Source organism: Sanguibacter sp. A247, from assembly GCF_052324925.1.
Taxonomy (GTDB): Bacteria; Actinomycetota; Actinomycetes; order Actinomycetales; family Cellulomonadaceae; genus Flavimobilis.
The window spans coordinates 563,310-587,949 of record NZ_JBQPRE010000001.1; the positions used below are offsets into that span (position 1 = coordinate 563,310).

Consider the following 24,640-nt stretch of genomic DNA (forward strand, 5'->3'; position numbering starts at 1 on the left):
ATATCTGTGCACACTCTCTGGGGGTCCGCGACCGATCGCGGACGTGTCCGTTCGCTCAACGAGGACTCGCTCCTCGCCTGCCCACCGGTGTTCCTGGTGGCCGACGGCATGGGCGGGCACGACGCGGGTAACGTCGCGAGCCGGATCGTCGTCGACGCCTTCTCGGTGCTCGTCGGGCACGACTCCGCGACTCCTGACTCGGTGCACGACGCGTTCACGCACGCGGGGGCACGCATGCGTGAGACGCTCGGCGCCCGCATCGGCGGGACGACCGTGGCCGGGGTCGCCGTGACGGAGGTCGACGGCGCGGAGTACTGGCTCGTCTTCAACATCGGTGACTCGCGCGTCTACCGGGTCAACGACTCCGGCCTCGAGCAGGTGAGCGTCGACCACTCGGTCGTCCAGGAGCTCATCGAGCAGGGCGAGATCTCGCACGCGGACGCGCGCGTCCACCCCGAGCGTCATGTCATCACTCGCGCCGTCGGGACCGGCTCGGACCCGGACCCGGACTACTGGCTCATCCCCGTGACGACGAACGACCGGCTCATGCTGTGCTCGGACGGCCTGACGAGCGAGCTCGACGACGCGACGATCCACCAGGCGCTCACGACTCTTGACGACCCGCAGCAGGCGGCTGACTGGCTCGTCGGTGCCGCAGTCGAGGCCGGGGGCCGCGACAACGTCACGGTCGTCGTCGTCGACGTCGCCTCGACGTGGACGGAGCTGCCGATCGATGACGCGACGGTGACGCGCGGCTCGCTCGAGAAGATCCGTGAGCAGCGCCGTGCCGCGGGCGGCACGCGCTGGGACGAGGAGCTGCACGGCAAGACCGTGCCGCGTGCGCCCCGCGCCGTGTCCGCCCCGACCCCGCCGAGCGTGGGCGCGCCCGCCTTCGCGGTGGGCGTCGGTCCGGTTCCGCCACCTCCTCCCGTCGGAGGTGCGCTGTGATCGTTCCCCGCTCTGTTCCCGGCAACTGGTTCGCCGTCGTGACCGACGGCGTTGCCGTCCTCCTCCCGCCGGCGACGCCTGCGGCTGTCCTTGACGACGTGTGGCTCGCGCTGCGCGACGGCGCCCGGCCTGACGAGGTGCGCGATCTTGTGGGCGAAAGCCCCTCGTGCGGCATCGTCTCGGTCGTGGGTGGCACGGTGGAGGCGCAGCTTCGCGGTGACGTCGTGCTCACGGTGAGCGCGGACGACGGGCAGCAGATGCTGCGCGGCGACGACTCCCGGTGGAGCGCGCACACGCTCGGTGACATCGACGGTCTCCTGCTCGAGGCCGTGGGTGCCCAGCGGGGCTCCGGCGGACCGCTGCCTGTGCTCGCTGCCGTCGTTCCGTCGGCGGCTGTCGAGCTCGGGCTCAACGCCGACGGCGACCTCGACGGCGACGGGATCGACGACCTCACGTTCCGACGTGTGCCGCAGGGATCTGCGCCCGCGGAGAGCCTCGCGGACGTGCTCGACGCGGACGACGACACCGTCCTCAAGGTGACCCCGGCCCTGCGGGCCGAGGTTGAGGCGATCGCGGCAGCCGAGGCGCACGCCGCGCAGGCCGCGGGCACGGAGCTCCTCGAGCGCGACGGGCACGCGTCGTCCGGCCAGGACGTGGCCTTCGACGAGGACCACCTCGACGCGATGACGGTTCTTGGCGTGGGGCCCTCGCTCCGTGCCGAGGTCGACGCGCGCGCTGCTGCGGCCGACGCCGCCGTCGTGACGGCCGCGTCACCTGTCGACGCAGCGCCGTCCGCCCCCTCGCCCCCGGTCGTGCCCGTCGCGGACGCGCGTCCCGTGCCGCCGCCCCCTCCGGTTGCGGCGAGCACTGTCGTGCACGCGCCCGCCGACCACGACGGCATGACAGTGATGAGTTCGGACCTCGTCGAGATCCGCAAGAGCCTGCCGACATGGACGGGTGACCGCGTCCCCGGACCGTTCGCGGTCCCAGCCGAGCGTGGCACGGCGAAGCTCGTCATGTCGTCGGGGCTCGTCGTCACGCTCGAGCGCACCGTCCTCATTGGCCGGGCGCCCGTCGTCAGCCGCGTCCCCAACCGGTCCCTGCCGCGTCTCGTCACGGTTCCGAGCCCGCACCACGACATCTCCCGGACGCACGCGCAGGTCCAGGACGACGGTGACCGCGTGTTCGTCACGGACCTGCACTCGACGAACGGGGTGGTCGTGCGTGGGGGTGCGGGTGCGCCCGTGCGTCTTGCACCCGGTGTTCCGACGCTTCTGTCCATGGGGGCGATGGTGGACATCGGTGACGGGGTGACATTCTCGGTGGTGCGCGACCGATGAGAGCCCGTCGCGAACCCGCAGTTCCCCCGCAGATCCCCGGCTTCGAGTACGTCAAGCTCCTCGGACTCGGCGGCTTTGCGGACGTCTTCGAGTACCGGCAGGACCTTCCCTCGCGCTCGGTCGCGGTCAAGGTGCTGCTCGCGAGCTCGCTCGACGACGAGACACGCGTGCGGTTCTCGACCGAGGCCAACCTCATGGCCCAGCTTTCCCACCACCCGTCGATCGTCACGATCCACCACGCTGACATCTCGGCGGACGGCCGGCCGTACCTCATCATGGAGTACTGCTCGCGGGCCGGGATCGGTGCCCGCTACCGAACTGAGCGGATCTCGGTCCAGGAGACGCTGCGGACGGGTATCCGGCTCGCGTCGGCCGTCGAGTCGGCTCACCGGCTTGGCATCCTTCACCGCGACATCAAGCCGGCGAACATCCTCACGACCGACTTTGGCTACCCCGCGCTCACGGACTTCGGCATCGCTGCGGCGACGGGCGGAGCAGGCGCTGCGGGGACGGGCATGTCGATCCCGTGGTCGCCGCCTGAGCTCTTGCAGTCGGATCCGCACGGTGACACGCGAGCTGACGTCTACTCTCTCGGTGCGACGGTCTACTCGATGCTTGCCGGGCGCTCGCCGTTCGAGGTCGCGGGCCAGCCCAACGGCGCTGCTGACCTCATCTACCGCATCGAGCGGTCACCCCTGCCCAACATCGACCGGGACGACGTACCGCCCGCGCTCCAGGCGGTTCTTGCACGGTCGATGAGCAAGGATCCGGTGCGTCGCTACCCGACGGCCGTGGGCTTTGCTCACGCGCTGCAGCAGATCGAGCGGTCGCTCGGTCTCACGGCGACGCAGATCGACGTCCTTGACCCGGCTGAGCGGCCCGTTCCGCGCGCGCAGCCGACGACGCCTGAGGCCGTCGCGGAGGCGACGCGGGCGCGGCCGATCGTGACGATCGACCCGTCGGCCCAGACTCCCGCGCCGCCCGTGACGCCGGCTCCGGCTCCTCACGTGCCCGTCCTCGCCGCGCCCGCCGTGGCGCACGCGCCCGCGGGTGCTGCGGCCGTTCCTGGATATCGCGCGCCGGATCCTGCGGCGAGCACCGCGGTGGATGCGTCGGAGCGTGGGGCGACCCCGGCGGCACCCGCCAAGGCTGGTGTCGGCCGCACGCTGGCGATCGTCGCGTCGAGCGTCGTGCTCGTCGTGATTCTCGTGGGCGCCGCCTACCTGGCGTTCGGCCGTGACGGGGGCGTGCCCGCGCCGCCCGTCGCGACGACGACGGCGCCGCCGAGCCCCGTCCCGACGACGATCACGTCAGGCCGGGTGCCCTCGCCGACGACCCTCCAGGCGACCGAGCTCGGCACGGGCACGGTCCGCTTCACGTGGGTCAACCCCGAGCCCCTCGAGGGTGACGGGTTCTTGTGGGGCGTCGAGGACTCCGACCGGCGCGAGCGCGTCGAGCTGCCGTACGTCGACGTGCCGATCCCGGACGGTGAGGACACGGTCTGCATCGCGGTCTCGCTCGTGCGCACCAACGGTCAGATGTCGACGACGCCGCTCGAGGGGTGCTTCCCATGACCCGCCCGCACCGAAGGACGCAGATGCTCGACCGCGCCGCAGGCCTCTCGCCGCGGCGCCGTTGGGCGACGTACTCCGCCGTGGGCCTCGTGCCCGCGGTCCTGGCGACGCTTGCGCTTGTCAACCCGGGCGTGACGGTCGAGCAGGTGGAGCTCAACGACGGTGGTGTGTGGCTGACCAACCGCAACCAGCAGAAGCTCGCGCGGTTCAGCTCGCCGGTCCGGGAGCTGGACGGCGGGCTCATCGCGCAGGGCGGCAATGTCTTTGAGGTGCTGCAGTCGGGCCGCGACGTCGTGCTGGTCGAGCCCGGGGGGCTCACGCTCGTCGACCCGGCGGCTGTCGCGCTCACGAGCACGGTCGAGCTCACGGGTACTGAAAGGGCTTCGCTCGCGGGTGGCTCGTACGCGGTGACGTCGGCTGACGGACACGTGTGGGCCGGCCGGGCGGCCGACCTGGGTGCGTTGTCGCTCGACCCGGAGTCGGCGACGCTCACGCTGGGCCCGGGTGCGGTCGCTGTGGCGACCGAGGGCGGCGACGTGGTGGCACTCGACCCGGCGACCGGCACGGTGCACCGCGGTGACCTCGACGACGGTGCGTTGACCTTCGCGGACGACGGCTCGATGGCTGACGCCGGCACTGCGGTGTCGGCGGCGCTCGCTGCTGCTGCGACGCCCGCGGGCGGCGTCGACGCCGTCGTGGGTGGCGTGGGTCAGCCGGTCCAGGCAGCGGCGGTCGGTGACCAGCTCGTCGTGCTGGCGGGCACGACCCTCTTCGGTGACGGCTGGTCGGCGGATCTCGCGACGGCCGGTGCTGACCCGGTCCTGCAGCTCACGGGTCCGGACCACGACGTCGTGCTCGTGGCCACGGGCACGAACCTCGTGCGTGTCCCGGCTGACGGCGGTGACCCTGAGCTCGTCGCGCCCGGCGCGACGGGCATGGCTGCTGCGCCGGTCGTCGCGCGGGGTTGTGAGTATGGGGCATGGTCGACGCCGACCGCGAGCTACTTCAGGCGGTGCGCGGGCCAGCCCGACCAGATCGAGAGTGTCGAGGGAATGACGGCCTCGACGCAGCTGCGCTTCCGCGTCAACCGCGGTGTCGTCATCCTCAACGACATCGTCGAGGGCCTCATGTGGCTGCCGGACGACGTGCCGCAGATGCTCACGCCCAACTGGCAGGACATCGAGGACCGGACGGAGTCTGACTCTCAGGACGACGCGGACGCGCAGGACCAGGAGAAGGACAACTCGATCGACGCCTGCCGCGACGAGGAGTCGGAGCCGATGCCGGAGGCCGACACGTTCGGCGTGCGCGCGGGCCGCACGACGGTCCTGCCCGTTCTCGACAACGACGTCAACACCGAGTGTGGTGTGCTCACGGTGGCGACGGTCGAGCCGCTTCCCGAGAACGTCGGCCGGATCGAGCCCATCGCGGGCGGTCGCTCGCTTCAGGTCGTCGTCCTGCCGGGAGCGAGCGGGACCCACACGCTGACGTACACGGTCTCGGACGGCCGCCGCCGCGGCACGCCGCCGTCGTCGACGCTGACGATTCGCGTCGCTCAGGACGGCGCGGACGAGGCGCCCAAGCAGGTGCGCGTCCCTGTGGTTCAGGTGGAGGCGCGGGCCATGACTGAGGTCGACGTGCTGGCGTCGTTCCTCGACCCCGACGGCGATGACCTGCGACTCGTGGGTGCGAGCACGGGCGAGGGTGCCCAGGTGACGTCGCGTCAGGACGGCCTGCTGCGGTTCCAGGCTGGTGACCGACTGGGCCGTCATCGGGTCAACGTCCGCGTGACGGATGGCACGACCGACCCGGTCGAGGGCGAGATCCTGGTGGACGTGCGTGCGGCGGGCACCTTGCCCCCGCGCCTCGACCCCGTGCTTGCTGAGACGTTCGTCGGCACGCCCGTGCGGGTCGACGTTCTGGCCGCTGTGCGTCCGACGACGGCGGCGCCCGTCGCGCTCACCGCGGTCGACGCGGTTGAGGGCGTCGATGTCGCGCCTGACCTCGCGACCGGCACGTTCATGTTCTCGGCGCCGAGCGCAGGCTCGTACTACGTGCCGTTCACCGTGACTGCTGGCTCGCAGACGACGCGAGGCCTCGCGCGCATCGAGGTGCTCGTGCAGCCGGAGGAGTTCGGGCCGCCGGTTGCGGTGAGCGACCGCGCGATGCTCCCCAACGGCGGCGAGGTGACGATCGCGCCGACGCGTAACGACACCGACCCCAACGGTCTTGTCCTTGTTCTCACCTCGGTGCGCGCCTCAGAAGGTTCGGCGCTGCGCCTCGGGATCGTGCGGCACGAGCTGCTGCGTATCACCTCGACCCGCGCGCTCACGCGCCCTGAGACGGTGCGGTACACGGTGTCGAACGGCATCGCCGAGTCGACGGGTGAGATTCTCGTCATTCCGACCGCGGCCGAGGCGAAGGACCGTGCGCCGGTCGTGCAGGACATCGAGGTGTCGGTGCGCACGGGTGGCGTCGTGACGATTCCGGTGCTCGACGGCGCCTCTGATCCGGACGGTGATCCGGTCTCGCTCAGCAGCACGCTCGTCGAGGAGCCGACCGCGGGCCTCATGTTTGTCGCAGGCGATGTGCTGCGGTTCCAGGCGCCGGGCTCCCCGTCGACGGTGACGGCACGCTTCGCCGTCCAGGACCCTCATGGCAACGAGGCTGCCGCGCGCGTGACGATCAATGTGCGCGCATCCGATGCCGCGACGAAGGCGCCGCCGCGCCCGCAGGACGTCGAGGCTCGCGTGTTCGCGGGCCAGACGGTGCGTGTCACGATTCCGCTCGTGGGGATCGACGACGATGGCGACGGCGTGCTGCTGCTCGGCCAGGCGTCCGCCCCTGCCAAGGGTGTGGTCACCGGGATCGGCCCGGACTACCTCGAGTACCAGGCGTTCACGGATGCCGCGGGCACGGACACGTTCCAGTACGCCGTCGAGGACTGGGTGGGCCAGCGTGCGGTCGCGACCGTGCGCGTCGGTATCGCGCAGGCACCCGCGGACCCGCCGGCGATCGTCTCCCGTGACGACGAGGTGCGCGTGCGCCCGGGCGAGCGGGTCGAGGTGCGCGTCCTTCTCAACGACGTCGATCCCTCGGGTGGTGAGCTCTCGATCACGACGCCGCTCAAGGACGTCGAGGGCATTGATGAGCTCTCGGTCGAAGGGCGCCGCATCGTCGCGCGCGCTCCTGAGAAGCCGGGGACGTACAACGTGCCCTATCGCGTGACGAACCAGTTTGGTGCGTGGGCGACAGCGACGCTCGCGATCATCGTGTCCACTGACGCGAAGATCTTGCCGCCGATTGCGAACGACGTCGTCGTGCCCGCAACCGAGACGATCGACAAGACGTCCGTCCAGGTCGACGTGCTTGCCGTTGCGGTCAACCCGTCGGGTCCGTTGTCTGATCTGGCGTTGTCCGTTCCGGCGTCGCACGCGTCTCAGGCGCGGGTCACCCCGGACAACAAGGTCGAGGTGACGCTCGGCCCGACGGCCCGCACCGTTCCGTTCGCCCTGACGAACACGCGACCCGAGGCCGACGGCGCGCATGCGTACGCGTTCGTGTCGGTCCCCGCGCTCGGTGACTTCCCGCCGGTTAAGCGTCCCAAGGCGCGCGAGCTGCGGGTCGGTGCGGGTGAAGAGCTTCTCATCGACATTGCCGAGTTCGTCCAGGTGGGCCCGGGCAAGACGGCGCGTATCGCGTCGGAGCAGTCGGTCACGGCGACGCGCGGTGACGGCTCGGCTCTTGTCGTCGACGAGACGACGCTGCGGTATGTCTCGGACAAGGCGTTCCCGGGTGGGCTTGCGTCGATCACGTTCGACGTCATTGACGGTCCAACCGGTGTCATCGGCACCCGGACGGCAACGATCTCTCTTCCGATCACGGTCTTTGCGACCGCGACCGTTCCTCCGACGTTCGCCCCGCGTCTCATCGAGGTCGCTCAGGGAGGCGAGCCGATCGCTCTTGACCTCACGCGCGTGACGGTCGGCCCTGAGGGCGTCGTGGCCGATCAGAACCGCTATTCGTACACGCTCACGCAAGCGCCTTCGGGTGCATCCGGGGTCTCGGCGACGCTGTCGGGTTCTGTTCTCACGCTCTCGGCTGCTGCTGCGGCGACGCGTGGCGCGGTCGGCACCGTGAGTCTTGCGATCGGGTACGGCGACGGTCAGAGCCTGCCTGCGCAGATCGACTTCCGCGTCCTGGCGTCGGACCGTCAGCTGGCGCGTGTGTCGAACATCGAGCAGAACGCTGTTGCGGGCGAGTCGATGACGTTCAACGTGCTTGAGGGTGCGTTCAACCCGTTCACGCGTCCGTTGCGCGTCGTCTCCGCCGCCAACGAGACCGGGGGAGTGGCCGCGGGTGTCTCGATCTCTGACTCGAGCGTCACGGTGACGCCGCCCGCGGGCCATGTCGGCCGCATCACGGTGCGGTTTGCGGTGCGTGACGAGACGGACGACCCTGCGCGTGAAGTTGGCGCTCAGATCGTGCTCAACGTGCGTGATGTGCCCGACGCCCCTGCTGGCCTCACGGTCGGCACGGTCGGCAACCGCACGGTTGAGCTCTCGTGGCTCGCTCCGGCATCGAACGGTTCCCCCATCACGGGTTACACCGTCATTGATCAGACGGGCACCGAGCGTGCCTGCGCGTCGACGAGCTGCACGATCACCGAGCTGAAGAACGGAGCCGAGTACACCTTCCGCGTGCTCGCCCGAAACGAGATCGGCGACTCGGAGCTCTCAGGGGCGTCCGCGCCCGCGACGCCCGACACGCTGCCCGAAGCTCCTGCGGTTCCTCAGGTTGTCTTTGGCGACGGTTCGCTCACGGTGTCGTGGCAGGAGCCGCGGACCGAGGGCTCGCCCGTCGCGAAGTACCGCGTCGAGCTGCGCGGCACGGGCTCGCCGGGAATCGTCGAGGAGACCGCGCGGTCGCGGACCTTTACGGGGCTGCGTAACGGCGAGTCCTACTCGGTGCGTGTGCGCGCCGTCTCGAGCCGCGACCAAGAGGGTCCCTGGTCACCCGAGGCGACCGAGGTCCCGGCGGGTGTGCCCGGTGCTCCGTCGGTCAAGGCAGTGCGGAACGACACGAGCGCGATCGGTAACGGTGTTGTCGACGTGGAGTGGTCGAAGGCCCCGGACAATGGCGGCGCGATCAAGAGCTACGCGGTCACCGCGACGCCCGAGGGCGGCGGCGCAGCGATCAAGGGCAACACGACGGGTGCACTGTCAACGCGCCTCGAGGGCGTGCGCAACGGCGTCGTCTACACCGTGAGCGTCGTCGCGACGAACAAGGCGGGCGAGGGCGCCGTGGGACAGACGACAGTCCGGACGTGGGCCGCCCCCGCGGCGCCGACCCGCGACCCAGCCGAGGGAGCCGAGGGAGCCGTGGGATATGAGGACAACCCCTTCGGCAACGGTCGCGTCAGGTACTCGTGGGTTGCCCCGAGCAAGACGGGAGGTGCCGGGATCAGCGTGGCCCACTACCGTGTCAAGTACGGCCAGTCCGAGACGACGGTGACGTCCGAGTCGTTCGTGGTCGATGGTCTTGACGGTGGCTCAGACTCGCCGACCGTGAGTGTCAAGGCGTGCACCGTGCCGGAGTCGGGTTCGAGCCCGGTGTGCTCTGCCGAATCGCTGTCCATCTCGGGACTGCTCGTCATCACGGCTCCCGTCGCGGGGAAGGTCTCACCTGTCGACGGCGTGGGTCCCGCCCAGTACAAGCTCACGGCGCGCGCACCAGAAGGCGCGCAGCTGGGCGGTGACACGGCCGCGAAGACGGTGGCACGTCTCTTCATCAACGGCACGCAGACCGAGGAGCGGTCCGTCGCAAGTGGCGCGGAAACGACATTCTCGAGCGAGGGTTCCGACGATGGGATCGACCCCGGCACGATCGTCAAGGTCACTCTCACCACGACGAACAAGTTCAACCAGTCAGCCATGTCCGAAGAGACCTACCGAGTGACCGCCCCGGCGGACCCGGGCGCGCCTGTTCCGACCGCCGGTGAGTGCGGGGAGAAGAAGGCGTGCGTCACGTGGACGTACACCCAGCCGACGGTCTTCTGGACGTTCCAGAAGTTCATCGTGTCGTTCCGCATCGGCGGGGTCGAGAAGTCCTTCGATGTCACCGACAAGAACGTGCGAGAGTTCACCCACCCGGACGATCAGTCGGCGACGAGCTTCGAGTACCGGGTCGCGGTCGTCGGGAAGCGATTCGGCTCGGAGGTCACGCGATGGAGCGACTGGAAGTCGGGCGGCATCATCGTGCAGCCGCCACCGCCACCGCCGACGACGGAGCCGGAGCCGGAGCCGACGACGGAGACCACGGCCCCGACGGACCCAACCCCGGACCCGGGCGCGGGCGCCAGCGGTGAAGCCGGCGAAGGCTGACCCCCGGGCCGCGAGGCCCGCACACGCACCATGACGCACGACGCCGCACCAGCGGCACGTACCTCCCGAGGAGAACGCACAGTGATCACACCCGAGCAGGCAGGTTGGTTCCAGGAGACCTTCGAGACACTCGTCGACAACGTCTCCCAGGCCGTCCTCGGCAAGCAGCACGCGGTGCGCCTCGTCCTCACGGCGCTCCTTGCCGAAGGGCACGTCCTCCTCGAGGACGCGCCGGGCACCGGCAAGACGTCGCTCGCACGGTCCGTCGCCGCCACGGTTCAGGGCACGAACAATCGCATCCAGTTCACCCCCGACCTCCTCCCCTCGGACGTCACGGGCGTCTCGGTGTACGACCAGGGCGAGAACCGGTTCGAGTTCCACCGCGGACCGATCTTCGCCTCGATCGTCCTCGCAGACGAGATCAACCGCGCCTCACCCAAGACGCAGTCGGCGCTCCTTGAGGTCATGGAGGAGTCGCGCATCACCGTCGACGGCGTGCCCCACGAGGTCGGCCGTCCCTTCATGGTCATCGCGACCCAGAACCCCATCGAGCAGGCGGGCACCTATCGTCTGCCCGAGGCCCAGCTCGACCGCTTCCTCATCAAGACGTCGCTCGGCTACCCCGACCACGCCTCGACCGTCCTCATCCTTGCGGGTGCGGCGACGCGCGACCGCGCCGCAGGACTGCGCCCACGCATCACGACCGAGGCCGTCGCAGACATGTCAGACATGGCTGCCGACGTCCACGTCGACGACGCCGTCCTCGACTATGTCTCCCGCCTCGCCGAGGCGACGCGCAGCGACACCCGGACCCGTCTGGGCGTCTCGGTCCGTGGCTGCCTCGCGCTCGTGCGCTGCGCCAAGGTGTGGGCTGCTGCGCAGGGCCGCGCGTTCGTCGTCCCCGACGACATCAAGGACCTCGGCGAGCCCGTGCTCGCGCACCGCATCGTGCTCGACGTCGAGTCTGAGTTCGCGGGTGTCACCGCCCCCGAGGTCATCCAGGACGTGCTCGCGACGACCGCTCCGCCCGTGGAGCGGGTTGGCTGAGATGGCACGACGCGACCTACGCGCCGCAGGAGCGCGCACGAGGTCGGGCATGCGCGCCGCAGGTGTGCGCGCCCGCGACCTAGGCGACCGCGCCACGCGCGCGGGCGGCCCGCTGCGACGCGTCGGCGACTCGATCGGCAGGCACGTCGGCATCCTCGGCTGGCTCGTCCTCGCCGGTGCCATCGGCGGCCTCGCCCTCGGCCGGCACTACGGCTGGGACGAGCTCGTCGCCGGCGGCGCAGCCCTCGCTGCGCTCCTCCTCATCTCGATCCTGCTCACGCTCGGACGCTCCACGTACCGCGTCGGGCTCGACCTCGCCGACCACCGCATCGTCGTCGGCGAACGCGCCGTCGGCCGCCTCCACGTGACGAACGTCGGACGCGCCCGCACCCTGCCCGCGCGCATCGTCCTGCCCGTCGGCGCCGGGCAGGCCGACGTCCAGCTTCCTTCCCTCGCCTCGGAGGCCGAGTTCGAGGAAGTCTTCGCCGTCGCAGGCGCGCGCCGCTCCGTCCTCACCGTCGGGCCCGTGCGCTCCGTCCGCGGCGACGCCCTCGGGCTCGTCCGCCGCCAGATCATGTGGACCGAGCCCGAGCACCTCTACGTCCACCCGCGCACCGTCTCGCTCGGAACCGCGCGCACTGGCGTCCTGCGTGACCTCGAGGGCGAAGCCACCCGCGTCGTCTCCGACCACGACATGTCGTTCCACGCGCTGCGCGAATACGTGCCCGGCGACGACCGTCGCTCGATCCACTGGCGCTCCTCGGCGCGCCTCGGCAAGCTCATGGTCCGCCAGTTCGAGGACACGCGCCGCACCCACACCGCGCTCGGCCTCGTCGACACCCTCGCCGACTACCGCGACGAGGACGAGTTCGAGCTCGCCGTCACCGTCTTCGCCTCGATCGGCCAGCAGGCGCTGCGCGAAGAGCTCGAGGTCACCGCGCTCACGTGCCGCCGGACGCTGCGCACGACGACGCCCCCCTCGTTCCTCGACGACTGCGCGGGCCTCGAGCTCCGCGACGGCGAGACCGCCGAAGCCCCCGTCGCGCAAGAGATCGCGCGCACCGTCCCGCACGCCTCCCTCGCCCTCATCATCACGGGGTCCTCGCTCGACGCCGCCGCGCTGCGCGCGAGCGCCACACACATCCCGTCCGGGATCCGCACCGTCATCGTGTCGATCGGCGAGGACCACGAGCTCGCGCTGCAGACGCACAATCTGCTCACGGTCGCGACGCTCGGCACGACCAAGGACCTGCCCCGGCTCATGCGACGGCTGGTGGCCTCATGAGCGCCGACGTCCGGACGATCGACCTGGGCGGGACCACCGCGCGTCCCGCGCTGCGCCGCACGACGAGCGTCGTCGTCTCCGCGGGAGCCGTCCTCCTCGCCCTCCTCGCCCTCGTGCCCGCCTACGGGCCCGCAGCCGTCCTGCCCACCATCGGCGCCGGAGTCCTCCTCGGCGCCGTCATCGTGCTCGTCGGGCGCGCCCAGCGTGCCGGCGGGTTCCTCGTGCTCGGTGCGACCGCGGCCGCCTACCTCCTGTTCGGCGGGACGTTCGCCGCGCCGTCGACGACGGTGGCGCGCGTCGTCCCGACGGGCGCAACCCTGCGCACCCTCCTCGAAGGACTCGTCACGTCGTGGAAGGAGGTGCTCACGCTCGAGCCGCCCCTCGGAACCCTCGGTGCCGTGCTCGTGCCCCCGTTCCTCATGGCGCTCGGCGGAACGGTCCTCGCGGGCTGGGCCGCCACGGTCGACATCACGGCGGTCCAGCGCCGCGGACGCACCGACGCGGCGAGCGGCGCCCGCCGCCGCGAACGCATCGGCCTGGCCGTCGCAGTCGTCACCCCGCTCGTCCTGCTCGTCGGCGCGATCCTTCTCGGCACGGTCGAGGCACCCCTCGCGACCGCCGTCGGCATCGGCATCACCGCGCTCACGGTGCCCTGGCTCGCGTGGCGTACGCGCCGCTGGCACCCGCGCCGCATCATCACCCTCGGCGTCATGGCGTTCGTCGCGATCGGCGGCGGCGTCGTGAGCGCGCCCCTCGTCGCAGGGGACGCGCCGCGCACGATCCTGCGCAACGCCATCGTGCCGCCGTTCGACCTGCGCGACCAGGTGAGCCCGCTCTCGGGCTTCCGCACGTTCCACAAGGATCTCGCGGAGACACCGCTCGTCACGGTCGCGGGCCTGCCCGAAGGTGCTCTCGTGCGCCTCGCGACCATGGACACGTTCGACGGCGTCGTGTGGAACGTCGACTCCTCGGGCGCACGCGGGGGCTCAGGAGCGTTCCGGCGCGTGGGGGAGTCGATCCCCGTGACGACGCCCGGCGCCCAGGCGCACGTCGAGGTGACCGTCGACAAGCTCACGGGAGTGTGGCTGCCCACCGTCGGCCACACGAGGACGCTGACGTTCGAGGGTCGGCGCTCACGTGACCAGCAGCTCGCCTTCCGCTTCAACGACGCGACCGGCGCCGCGGTCCTGCGCGGCGGTCTGCGCGAGGGTGACCGTTGGGAGGCTGACGTCGTCGTGCCGCCCATGCTCACCGACGAGGAGCTCGCGGACGCCTCGGTGGCCGACGTCCGCCAGATCGAGCCCGAGCAGATCCCGGACTCGGCCGCGCAGAAGGCCGCCGACATCGCACGCAACGCGACGAGCCCCGCGCTCCTCGCGCGTGCGCTCGCTGCGACGCTCTCCGAGCAGGGCTACTTCTCCCACGGGATCACCGCCGCGGGCGACTACCCCTCGCTCGCCGGGCACGGCGTCTCGCGAGTCGACATGCTCCTCACCGAGGACCGCATGATCGGCGACGACGAGCAGTACGCGTCCGCGATGGCGCTCATGGCCCGCAACCTCGGACTTCCCGCGCGCGTCGTCCTCGGCCTGCGCCCGGCCGACGGAACCGACCTCACGCAGCCGGTGACGCTCACCGGCAGCAACGCGGTCGCGTGGGTCGAGATCGCGTACGCGGGGCACGGCTGGGTTCCGTACTTCCCGACGCCGGACACCTCGCGCACGCCGTCCGACGACCCCGAGGAAGCCGAGCCCGACCCGCAGCCCGAGGTCGTGCAGCCGCCGCCCAGCCTCGAGAACCCCGTCATCGAGCCGGAGGACGACGTCGAGAACGTCGACGTCGACGCGCGCGACGACGTCGAAGAGGTGACGACCGACTGGACCATGGTCGTCGTCACGACGCTCGCGATCGGCATCCCGGTGCTGCTCATCCTGTTGCCGCCGCTGCTCATCATCGCGGCCAAGGCACGTCGTCGTCGGCGTCGTCGCCGCGCTCGGGACCCCATGACGCGCGTCACCGCCGCATGGGACGAGGTCCTCGACGCGGTCCTCGACCGCGCCGAACCGCAGGCGCCGGGCGCGACGCGCTCGGAGACGTCGCGGGCGATCGAGGCCGCGTTCCCGGGCGTCTCCGCGCGCGGGGTCGCGCAGCGTGCGGACGCGGTCGTGTTCGGGCCGGGGGAGCCGGACGAGGATGCCGCGTCCGAGACCTGGCAGGAGGCCGACGCCTTCCTTGCCTCGCTTGCCTCGCATGGCTTGCGCCGTCAGCGGTGGGCGGGCACCCTGTCGCGGCGGTCCTTGCGGGCACGGGCCGCGCGCAGGCGCGCGACCAAGGCCGCTCGACGCGCGCAGAAGCGCGGGCGTCGCGCGGAGGCGGCTGCTACGAAGGGTCGCCGCGCCGCGAGGCGATGACGGACTCGAGGAGCGCGACGAGCTCGGCCGCACCGGCGGGGCTCGTCGTCGGCGAGGGGGCGGGCGCATCGCCGTCGGCGAGCGTGGGAGCGGGCGTACGGGGGCCCCGGCGGGTCGCGGCCTCGAGGTAGAGACCGTCGGAGATGAGGACGATCGCGCGCGCGAGAACCGGGTCGCCGACTGCGTCCTGGGTCGCCGCGAGCCACGCCTCGTGCGCGCGCGTGAGCGCGATGCGGGCCTGCGGAAAGGGTCCCTCGGCGAGGCGCGTCGCCGCGAGGTAGTCGAGGTCGAAGGGCGTGTCCGAGATCGCCGACGTCCGGATGAGGTAGGCGACGGCGCCGCGCGGGTCGTTGCGCATCGCGTCGACGTCCCTGAGCGCGAGGTGCACCATGCGCTCGAGGAGGCCGTCGACGAGCGCGACCTTGGAGCCGAAGTGGTAGAGCAGGCCGCCTTTGGAGACGCCCGCGACCATCGCGACGGCGTCGAGGGTTGCGGCTCGCTCGCCGTTCTCGACGAGCAGGCGCGCAAAGGCGTCGAGGATGCGGCCACGGGTGGCCCCGGCACGCGCTTGCGTCGCGGCGCGGTGCGCTGAGGGTTCGTCGGCGGATGGTGTGCTCGATGCCACCTTGCAACTATACCGGCCGGACGGTTACAGTCGGGCGGTCGGTTTCTATACCGTCTGGACGGTTGATGTGAGCGGTGCCACCTGGTGCCCGTCACCCGCGCCACGAGAGGAACGTCGTGACTACCCGCAACGGCGGCGACCACAAGGACGCCGTCACGCACCAACCAGCACCCCACAGCTCCGCGCGCCCTTTCCCTGGAGGGAACGCGGAACCCCGGGAGCGGTGCGGCACCCCTGAGCCGCAGACCCTCCCGAACGCCGCCGGCGTCGACAGCCCCCTGAGCAGTCGACGCCGGTGGGCGGCGCTCGCCGTCCTCCTGCTACCCGTGCTCCTCGTCTCGATCGACAACACGGTGCTGAGCTTCGCGCTCCCGCAGATCTCCGCCGCGCTCACACCGAGCGGCACGCAGCTGCTGTGGATCGTCGACGTCTACCCCCTCGTCCTCGCCGCGCTGCTCGTCCCCATGGGTTCGCTCGCCGACCGCTTCGGGCGCCGCCGCATGCTCCTCGTCGGCTCGACGGGCTTCGCGCTCGTCTCGGCGCTCGCCGCCTACGCCCCGAGCGCCGAGTGGCTCGTCGCCGGACGCGCCGCGATGGGGCTCTTCGGCGCGATGCTCATGCCGTCGACCATGTCTCTCATCCGCAACATCTTCACCGACCGTTCCGAGCTGCGGCTCGCGATCGCGATCTGGGCCGCAGCGTTCTCCGGCGGTGCCGCACTCGGTCCGATCGTCGGCGGTTTCCTGCTCGAGCACGCCTGGTGGGGCTCGGTCTTCCTCATGAGCGTTCCCGTCCTCACACTCATGTTGGTCACCGCCCCGTTCGTCGTCCCCGAGTCGCGCGACCCGCGACCGGGGCCGTTCGACATCACCTCGATCCTCCTCTCCGTCGCGACGATCACCCCCGTCGTCTTCGGGATCAAGGAGCTCGCAAAGAACGGCATCACCGCCGTGGCCCTCGCGACGATCGCCGTCGGCGTCGTCTCGGGTGCCATCTTTGTGAGGCGTCAGCTGCGCCGCGAGCTCCCCATGCTCGACGTGCGCCTGTTTGCCAACCCGGCATTCGGGGGCGGCGTGCTCGTCAATCTTCTGTCCGTCATCGCGATCACGGGGTTCTTGTACTTCGTGTCCCAGGACCTCCAGCTCGTCGTCGGCCTGCGGCCGCTCGAGGCGGGCATGGCGCTCCTGCCCGGGCTCATCGCGACGATCGTCGCGGGCCTGCTCGTCGTCAAGGTTGTCGCACGCGTCGCACCCGGCCGCGTCATCGCTGCCTGCATGGCGTTCGCCGCGATCGGCTACGCGATCATCGCGCTCGCGGGCGGAGCCGGGACGCTGTGGCCCATCATCACGGCGTTCGTCATCCTGTCCGTCGGCGCGGGTGCCGCAGAGACCGTGTCGAACGACCTCATCCTGTCGTCCGCGCCCGCGGGCCGTGCGGGGGCGGCGTCCGCGATCTCAGAGACCGCCTACGAGCTCGGCGCCGTTCTCGGGACCGCGATCCTCGGCGGCATCATGTCTGCCGGCTACCACCGCGCCGTCGTCCTGCCGCCCGGGCTCACGCCCGCGCAGCAGGAAGCAGCGCGCGAGACGCTCGGCGGGGCGGCGAGCGTCGCCGACGGGCTGGACGCCGAGCGGGCCCACGCGCTCCTTGACTCCGCGCACGGCGCGTTCGCCGGCTCCGTGGTCGTCACGTCGTGGATCGGGGTCGCCCTCATGGTCGCGGCCGTCGTCGTCTCGCTCGCGATCCTCTCGCGGCCCCAGGTGGCCGAGCTCGAGGACCACGTCGTCGACTCCCCGTCCACGGAGGTCGCCGACGACGTCGCCGCCCTCGGCGCGATCGACGCCCTCGCCGAGCTCGTCGCCGAGGTCGACGTCCACGAGAGCCCCCAGCGCGTCGGAGCCCCGCACGCAAGGTAGTGATCCTGTGAGAGTCCTCACCCGGCCCGTCCCGTGAAGCAGGGCGCGACTACGCTGGGCGTGATCGTCCTGAGCGCGTCGACTCTCGCATCCCCCAGGTGTCCGCCATGCGGGCACCTCGTCCGGATCTCGTGACGACTCGCGCTCCCCGGGCCACACTCGCTTCACACCACCGGGTATCCACCAGCACCGAAAAGGCCTGCATCCGTGAACACCTCTCGCCCCTTGCGCGTCGCGATCGTCGGCGCCGGTCCTGCCGGCATCTACGCATCCGACATCCTCTCGAAGGCCGGGCTCGACGTCTCGATCGATCTCATCGAGCGCCTGCCCGCGCCGTTCGGCCTTGTGCGATACGGGGTCGCTCCCGACCACCCGCGCATCAAGATGATCATGGGCGCGCTCCACAAGATCCTTGAGCGTGGCGACATCCGCTTGCTCGCGAACGTCAACTTCGGGACGGATCTCTCGCTCGACGACCTGCGCGCGCACTACGACGCGGTGATCTTCTCGACGGGCTGCATCCAGGATGCGCCGCTCAACATCCCCGGCATCGAGCTCGAGGGGTCCCACGGTGCTGCCGACTTCGTCTCGTGGTACGACGGCCACCCGGACGTCCCGCGCACGTGGCCGCTCGAGGCGCGCGAGGTTGCGGTGCTCGGCGCCGGCAACGTCGCGCTCGACGTCGCCCGGATCCTCGCGAAGCACGCCGACGACCTGCTCGTCACCGAGATCCCCGACAACGTCCACGAGGGCCTGTCGAAGTCGCCCGTGACGGACGTCCACATCTTTGCGCGCCGCGGCCCGGCCCAGGCGAAGTTCTCGCCGCTCGAGCTGCGCGAGCTCGGCCACGTGCCGGACGTCGACATCGTCGTCTACCCCGAGGACTACGAGTTCGACGAGGGTTCGATGGCGGCGATCGACTCGTCCAACCAGACGAAGCAGGTCGTCAAGACCCTCACGGACTGGGCGCTCGTCGACCCGTCGACGCACGTCGCGTCGCGTCGTCTGCACCTGCACTTCCTCCACTCCCCGTCTGAGGTCCTGGGTGAGGACGGCCGCGTCGTCGCGCTGCGCACCGAGCGCACCGCGCTTCAGGGCGACGGCACCGTCAAGGGCACGGGTGAGTTCCACGACTGGCCCGTCCAGGCGGTCTACCGTGCCGTCGGCTACTTCGGCACCCCGCTTGCGGACGTGCCGTTCGACGAGCGCCGGGGCGTCATCCCGAACGGCGAGGGCCGTGTGCTCGACGCCGAGGGTGAGCAGGTTCCTGGCCTCTACGCGACGGGGTGGATCAAGCGCGGCCCGGTCGGTCTGATCGGCCACACGAAGTCGGACGCGTCGGAGACGATCCGTCACCTGGTCGAGGACGTCGACTCGCTGCCGCGTGCTCCCAAGGCTGCTCCCGAGGACATCCTCGAGACGCTGCGTGACCGGGGCGTCGACCTTGTCGTCTGGGACGACTTCCTCAACCTTGAGGCGCACGAGCTCGCGCTCGGGGTGGCTGCGGGTCGTGAGCGCATCAAGGTCGTCTCGCGCGACGAGATGATCGCGATCGCCAAAGGGGTGACCGCGACGGCCTGAGCCGTCCGGTCGACGAGGGGCACTCCGCATGCGCGGGGTGCCCCTCGTCGTCTCTCGGGAGGGTGCGTGCGCGCCTGTCCCGGGTGCGGCTCCGGGGGCGGGGCGGCAGGGTGGAGGGGGTTGCGCGGGGACACACCCTCGGGCATGATGCTCAGTGTGAGTATGAAGGAGGTCGAGATGAGCGGCCAGACCCGTCGCAGCACCACCCCGTCCCTCAAGACGGACCACTACGAGCTGACGATGCTCCAGGCAGCCCTCGCCTCGGGAGCCGCCCACAAGCGCGCCGTCTTCGAGCTCTTCACGCGCCGCCTGCCCACCGGACGCCGCTACGGCGTCGTCGCCGGGATCGGCCGCGCGCTCGAGGCGGTCGCGGCCTTCCGCTTCGACGACGCACAACTCGACTACCTGCGCGAGAATGCCGTCGTCAACGACGCCACCCTCGAGTACCTCGAGCGCTACCGCTTCACGGGCACGATCCATGCCTACCGCGAGGGCGAGCTCTTCTTCCCGCAGTCGCCCATCGTCACGGTCGAGGGCACGTTCGGCGAGGCCGTCCTCCTCGAGACCGTCCTCCTGTCGATCCTCAACCACGACTCCGCCGTCGCCTCGGCCGCGGCCCGCATGGTCCAGGCGGCACAGGGCGCGGGCATCATCGAGATGGGCTCGCGGCGCACGGGCGACGAGGCCGCGGTCGTCGCGGCCCGCGCCGCCTACGTCGCGGGCTTCGGCGCCACCTCGAACCTCGAGGCAGGCTTCCGCTACGGCATCCCCACGACCGGCACCGCCGCGCACGCCTTCACCCTCGCCCACGACTCCGAGCCTGAGGCGTTCGCCGCCCAGGTGGCCTCGCTCGGCGCCGGCACGACGCTCCTCGTCGACACGTACGACATCCCGCAGGGCATCCGCAACGCGGTCGCAGCGGCCGGGCCCGAGCTCGGCGGCATCCGCATCGACTCCGGTGACCTCTACGTCGAGACAACCCGAGCCCGAGTGCTGCTCGACGAGCTCGGGGCGACGCGGACGAAGATCGTCGTCTCGAGCGACCTCGACGAGTACGTCATCGACGACCTCGTCTCGCAGGGTGCCCCGATCGACGGCTACGGCATCGGTACGCGCGTCGTCACGGGGTCGGGTGCCCCGACCGCCTCGATGGTCTACAAGCTCGTCGAGATCGAGGGCGCGGACGGTGCGATGCACTCGGTCGCGAAGAAGTCCGCCGACAAGGCGTCCGTCGGCGGCCTCAAGCGCGCCACACGCGTCCTTGACGCGCACGGCGTCGCCGTCGCCGAGCTCGCCGTGCCGCGGACCGACCCGGCCGACGCCGACCACCCCGCAGGGACGCGGTCGCGCGAGCTGCAGGTGACGTACGTCCGCGACGGCATCTGCGCGGACCTGCCCTCGCTCGACGAGGTGCGCGCCCACCACCGCGCTGCCCTCGCCGAGCTGCCACCCAGCGCCCTCGACGTCGTCGCAGGCACCCCCTACCTCACTGCAAGGAGCTGAGACATGGCACGCGCACTCATCGTCGTCGACGTCCAGAACGACTTCTGCGAAGGAGGTGCCCTCGGTGTGACCGGCGGCCACGCCGTCGCCCGTGACGTCGCCGCGCACATCGCGGCGGGCGGCTACGACCTCGTCGTCACGACGCAGGACTGGCACGTCGACCCGGGCACCCACTGGTCCACGGCCCCGGACTTTCGTGACACGTGGCCCGTGCACTGCGAGGCAGGAACGGCCGGCGCCGAGCTCCACGCCGACGTCGCTGCTGCGATCGCCGCGACGTCCGCGCGCGTCGCGGCCGTCCGCAAGGGCGAGTACGAGGCTGCGTACTCGGGCTTCGAGGGCGTCGACCACGCGGGGCGCACCCTCACCGACGTCCTCGCCGCCGAGAAGATCGACGAGGTCGACGTCGTCGGCATCGCGACCGACCACTGCGTCCGAGCCACGGCGATCGACGCGCAGGCCGCAGGCCTGACGACGACCGTCATCGTCGGCCTCACCGCTGGGGTCGACCCCGCAACCACGCAGGTCGCACTCGACCTGCTCCGCGAGAAGGAGGTGCGTCTTGTCTGACGCCGTCGCCCCCGCCGGGTACGACCCGTCGGCCTACCCGCCCTTCGCCGTGACGAGCGACATCGTCGTCCTGACGATTCGCGGCGGCGAGCTCACCGTCCTTCTCGTCGAGCGCGGCAACGACCCCTACGCGGGATCGTGGGCACTGCCCGGCGGCTTCGTCGACATCGACGAGCCGGGTGAAGAGACCGCACGCCGCGAGCTTGTCGAAGAGACCGGGCTCGACATCCAGAGCTACCACCTCGAGCAGCTGCGCACGTACTCCGCGCCGCGCCGCGACCCGCGCATGCGGGTCGTCTCGACGGCCTACCTCGCGTTCCTGCCCGACCTTCCCGCGCCCGTCGCGGGCGACGACGCGGCCCGCGCACGGTTCTTCGCGCTGCGCGACATCGCCGCGGGTGAGGTGACGCTCGCATTCGACCACGACCAGATCCTTGCGGATGCGGTCGAGCGTGCCCGCTCGAAGATCGAGTACACGACCCTCGCGGCCGCGTTCGTCGAGAAGCCCTTCACGCTCGGCGACCTGCGCCGCGTCTACGAGTGCGTGTGGGGCACGCGCCTGCACCCCTCGAACTTCGCGCGCAAGGTCCTCTCGACGCCCGGCTTCGTCAAGAGCCTCGATGTGCGCGGCGCGAGCCAGTTCGAGGGCGGCCGCGTGGGCGCCCTGTACGAGACGGGTGACGCGACAGTCCTGCACCCCGCGATCCTGCGGCCCGTCGGTGATGAGGTGGACGAGTCATGAGCGCACGTCACTGGTCAGGGGTCCTCGACGCGATGGCCGACGGGATCGCCCGCGCGGCAGCGGAGGCGCGCGTGCAGCGCGTCGTCGTCGGAGTCTCGGGAGGCCTCGACGGCGCAGTCGTCGCGGTCGCCGCAGCCCGCGCCGTGGGCGGCGCCAACGTCCTCACGGCATTCATGCCGACGCGCTACTCCTCGGAGGCGTCGCGGGCGGATGCGGCCGCGCTCGCGGCCAACCTTGGGACCGACCACCACGTCATCTCGATCGATGAGGCCTACGGAGTCCTGCGCGGCGCCGTCCAGGGCGGCATGGCGGGTTCGCCCAGCTGGCCGGGGTTCGTCGACGGGACGACGTCGGTCGCCGAGCAGAACATCCAGGCGCGCCTGCGGGGCACGACGCTCATGGCGATCGCGAACGCGACCGGTGCGATCGTCCTCAACACGGGCAACCTCTCCGAGGTGCGGACGGGCTACTTCACGCTGTACGGCGACGGGATCGGCGCCGTCGCGCCGCTCGGCGGGCTGTACAAGACCGAGGTGCAGGAGCTCGCGGCCTGGATCAACCGGGAGACCGAGGTCATCCCGGCGTTCACGGTGTCGCGTCCGCCGTCGGCCGAGCTTGCGGACGGCCAGGAGGACTCCGACTCCCTTCCGCCCTACCCCGTGCTTGACTCGGCGCTGCGCGCGCTCGCGGCGGGAGGGGAGCGGCCGAGCAGCGTCGACGAGGCGGTGTGGGAGCGGACGCGTTCGCTCGCCGCGGGCGCTGCCTTCAAGGCCCGCTACCTGCCTCCGGCGATCGACCTCCCGACGGATTGACGCGCTCCCCGTCACGTGGCGCGGGACGGTATCTGTGGAACGCCTCGACCGGCTCCCACGTTGATCCTGGAAGAGCGACGTTGGCAGCTCGGGGCTCCTTGGCCCGACGGCGTCGCGCGGGAGTGAGGCATGCACAAGCACTTCAACGGGCTCAAGACGACGATGCTGTTCGGCGTCCTGTGGGCGGTGCTCCTCGGGCTGTGGGCGCTGTTCTTCCGTCACAGCCCGACGATGCTCTGGGTCTTCGCGGGCATCGGGGTCGTCTCGACGGCCGTCTCCTACTGGAACTCGGACAAGATCGCGATCCGGTCGATGCACGCATACGCGGTGAGCGAGATCGAGCAGCCCGCGATGTACCGGATCGTGCGCGAGCTCTCGATGGAGGCGCGGCAGCCGATGCCGCGCCTGTTCGTCTCACCCACGGCCGCGCCCAACGCCTTCGCGACGGGTCGCAACCCCAAGAACGCCGCGGTGTGCTGCACCGAGGGCATCCTCGAGCTCCTCGACGAACGTGAGCTGCGTGGCGTCCTCGGGCACGAGCTCATGCACGTTTACAACCGCGACATCCTCACGTCGTCGATGGCCGCCGCCGTCGCGGGGGTCGTGACGTCGCTCGCGCAGTTCCTCATGTTCTTCGGCGGCGGCCAGGACCGCCGCAACGTCCACCCCCTCGCGGGCATCGCGCTCGCGTTGCTCGCGCCGCTCGCGGCTGCGCTCGTGCAGATGGCGATCTCGCGGACGCGCGAGTACGACGCTGACGAGGACGGCGCGCGCCTCACGCGCGACCCGCTCGCGCTCGCGTCTGCGCTGCGCAAGCTCGAACGGGGGACTCAGGTGGCGCCGTTGCCTGCCACGCAGAACCTCGAGAACGTCTCCCACCTCATGATCGCCAACCCCTTCAAGGGTGGTGGGGCGCGCCTCTTCGCGACGCACCCGCCGATGGACGAGCGCGTGGCCCGCCTCGAGCGCATGGCCACCCACGGGTAGGGGCCCCGCCCGACGCCGCCGAGACGGTCCCGGGTGTGACATGCGACGGCAGTGGCCGTCAGCGGCGCCTGAGGGCCGATCTCGCGCGGTGCAGAACCTAGGATGGGGGAATGATCGAGTTGAGAACCCCTGCCGAGATCGATGAGATGCGTGAGGCCGGACGCATCGTCGCCCAGGCGCTCGCGGCTGTGGAGAAGGCCGCCGTCGTCGGCATCTCGCTCAAGGAGCTCGACACGATCGCGAAGGACGTCATCTTTGGCGCCGGCGCGACCTCACCGTTCCTCAACTACCACCCCGACTGGGCGCCCTCCCCGTTCCCGGGCGTCATCTGCGCGTCGGTCAACGACGCCGTCGTCCACGGCATCCCGGGCGACCTGCGCATCGCTGACGGTGACCTCGTCTCGATCGACTGCGGTGCGATCCTCAAGGGCTGGGCGTCGGACTCGGCGACGAGCTTCGTCGTGGGGACGCCGCGTCAGGAGGACCTCGACCTCATCGCGACGACGCGTGAGGCCCTCGACGCCGGGATCGCCGCCGCCCAGGTCGGTGGGCGCCTCGGTGACATCTCCGCCGCGATCGGTCGCGTCGCGCGCAAGGCGAAGGTCGGCAACCTCGAGGACCACGGCGGCCATGGGATCGGCCGCGAGATGCACGGCGAGCCGTTCATCCCCAACGAGGGCAAGGCGCGCAAGGGCATGGAGCTCAAGGCTGGCCTGGTGCTCGCGCTCGAGCCCATGTTCATCCACGGCGGCTCGGGCCGCTACACGTACGGCGACGACGGCTGGACGCTCTACTCGCGGTCGCGCCAGCGTGCCGCGCACGTCGAGCACACGATCGCGCTCACGGACGACGGGCCACGGATCCTCACGGCTCTCTGACGGCTTCCCCGTCCCGTGCCTAGACGAGCACGCGCGCG

Annotated in this window: 16 protein-coding genes; 15 read left to right on the top strand and 1 reads right to left on the bottom strand. The window is 71.1% G+C overall.

What is annotated here, in order from left to right; all coding sequences use genetic code 11:
- Nucleotides 1–6: 6 nt before the first annotated feature.
- The 7 genes from ACTVCO_RS02505 (at nt 7) to ACTVCO_RS02535 (ending at nt 14,988) form a co-directional block, all read left to right on the top strand.
- Entirely contained in the window at nt 7–948 is a 942-nt protein-coding gene (locus tag ACTVCO_RS02505) for a PP2C family protein-serine/threonine phosphatase (protein ID WP_443726804.1), read from the top strand.
- Complete coding sequence (locus tag ACTVCO_RS02510; RefSeq protein WP_443726805.1) at nt 945–2,288, top strand: FHA domain-containing protein; 1,344 nt, start codon at nt 945–947, stop codon at nt 2,286–2,288. The genes ACTVCO_RS02505 and ACTVCO_RS02510 overlap by 4 nt, the downstream gene beginning before the upstream one ends.
- On the top strand, nt 2,285–3,862 hold the full coding sequence (locus tag ACTVCO_RS02515) for a serine/threonine protein kinase (RefSeq protein ID WP_443726806.1): 1,578 nt from the start codon (nt 2,285–2,287) through the stop codon (nt 3,860–3,862). Before ACTVCO_RS02510 ends, ACTVCO_RS02515 begins: the two co-directional genes overlap by 4 nt.
- Nucleotides 3,859–10,245 (top strand): Ig-like domain-containing protein, encoded by a 6,387-nt coding sequence (locus tag ACTVCO_RS02520; protein WP_443726807.1) that lies wholly within the window; start codon nt 3,859–3,861, stop codon nt 10,243–10,245. The genes ACTVCO_RS02515 and ACTVCO_RS02520 overlap by 4 nt, the downstream gene beginning before the upstream one ends.
- An 84-nt stretch (nt 10,246–10,329) precedes the next feature.
- The gene (locus tag ACTVCO_RS02525; protein ID WP_443727142.1) at nt 10,330–11,292 is read left to right on the top strand and encodes an AAA family ATPase; all 963 of its coding nucleotides are present in this window, start codon (nt 10,330–10,332) and stop codon (nt 11,290–11,292) included.
- Between the two features lie 49 nt (nt 11,293–11,341).
- Nucleotides 11,342–12,577 (top strand): DUF58 domain-containing protein, encoded by a 1,236-nt coding sequence (locus ACTVCO_RS02530; protein ID WP_443726808.1) that lies wholly within the window; start codon nt 11,342–11,344, stop codon nt 12,575–12,577.
- The gene (locus ACTVCO_RS02535; protein WP_443726809.1) at nt 12,574–14,988 is read left to right on the top strand and encodes a transglutaminase domain-containing protein; all 2,415 of its coding nucleotides are present in this window, start codon (nt 12,574–12,576) and stop codon (nt 14,986–14,988) included. Before ACTVCO_RS02530 ends, ACTVCO_RS02535 begins: the two co-directional genes overlap by 4 nt.
- Here the strand turns inward: ACTVCO_RS02535 and ACTVCO_RS02540 are convergent.
- The gene (locus tag ACTVCO_RS02540) at nt 14,957–15,613 is read right to left on the bottom strand and encodes a TetR/AcrR family transcriptional regulator (RefSeq protein ID WP_443726810.1); all 657 of its coding nucleotides are present in this window, start codon (nt 15,611–15,613) and stop codon (nt 14,957–14,959) included. The two genes, ACTVCO_RS02535 and ACTVCO_RS02540, sit on opposite strands and share 32 nt — an antisense overlap.
- Nucleotides 15,614–15,891: 278 nt before the next feature.
- Between ACTVCO_RS02540 and ACTVCO_RS02545 the strand changes: the two genes are divergently transcribed.
- From ACTVCO_RS02545 to map, 8 genes are all read left to right on the top strand, one after another.
- Complete coding sequence (locus ACTVCO_RS02545) at nt 15,892–17,529, top strand: MFS transporter (protein WP_443727143.1); 1,638 nt, start codon at nt 15,892–15,894, stop codon at nt 17,527–17,529.
- 207 nt (nt 17,530–17,736) lie between these two features.
- Nucleotides 17,737–19,110: an FAD-dependent oxidoreductase gene (locus ACTVCO_RS02550; RefSeq protein WP_443726811.1), complete on the top strand. Its 1,374-nt coding sequence runs from the start codon at nt 17,737–17,739 to the stop codon at nt 19,108–19,110.
- A gap of 177 nt (nt 19,111–19,287) precedes the next feature.
- Nucleotides 19,288–20,613, top strand: a complete 1,326-nt coding sequence (locus ACTVCO_RS02555) for a nicotinate phosphoribosyltransferase (protein WP_443726812.1) — start codon at nt 19,288–19,290, stop codon at nt 20,611–20,613.
- 3 nt (nt 20,614–20,616) lie between these two features.
- Nucleotides 20,617–21,183: an isochorismatase family protein gene (locus ACTVCO_RS02560; protein ID WP_443726813.1), complete on the top strand. Its 567-nt coding sequence runs from the start codon at nt 20,617–20,619 to the stop codon at nt 21,181–21,183.
- Nucleotides 21,176–21,925 (top strand): NUDIX hydrolase, encoded by a 750-nt coding sequence (locus ACTVCO_RS02565; protein ID WP_443726814.1) that lies wholly within the window; start codon nt 21,176–21,178, stop codon nt 21,923–21,925. The genes ACTVCO_RS02560 and ACTVCO_RS02565 overlap by 8 nt, the downstream gene beginning before the upstream one ends.
- Nucleotides 21,922–22,737: an NAD(+) synthase gene (nadE, locus tag ACTVCO_RS02570; protein ID WP_443726815.1), complete on the top strand. Its 816-nt coding sequence runs from the start codon at nt 21,922–21,924 to the stop codon at nt 22,735–22,737. The genes ACTVCO_RS02565 and nadE overlap by 4 nt, the downstream gene beginning before the upstream one ends.
- A 129-nt stretch (nt 22,738–22,866) precedes the next feature.
- On the top strand, nt 22,867–23,724 hold the full coding sequence (gene htpX / locus ACTVCO_RS02575; RefSeq protein ID WP_443726816.1) for a zinc metalloprotease HtpX: 858 nt from the start codon (nt 22,867–22,869) through the stop codon (nt 23,722–23,724).
- A 110-nt stretch (nt 23,725–23,834) separates the two neighbouring features.
- Nucleotides 23,835–24,602, top strand: coding sequence for a type I methionyl aminopeptidase (map, locus tag ACTVCO_RS02580; protein WP_443726817.1), 768 nt, complete (start codon nt 23,835–23,837; stop codon nt 24,600–24,602).
- The last annotated feature ends 38 nt before the right edge of the window (nt 24,603–24,640 follow it).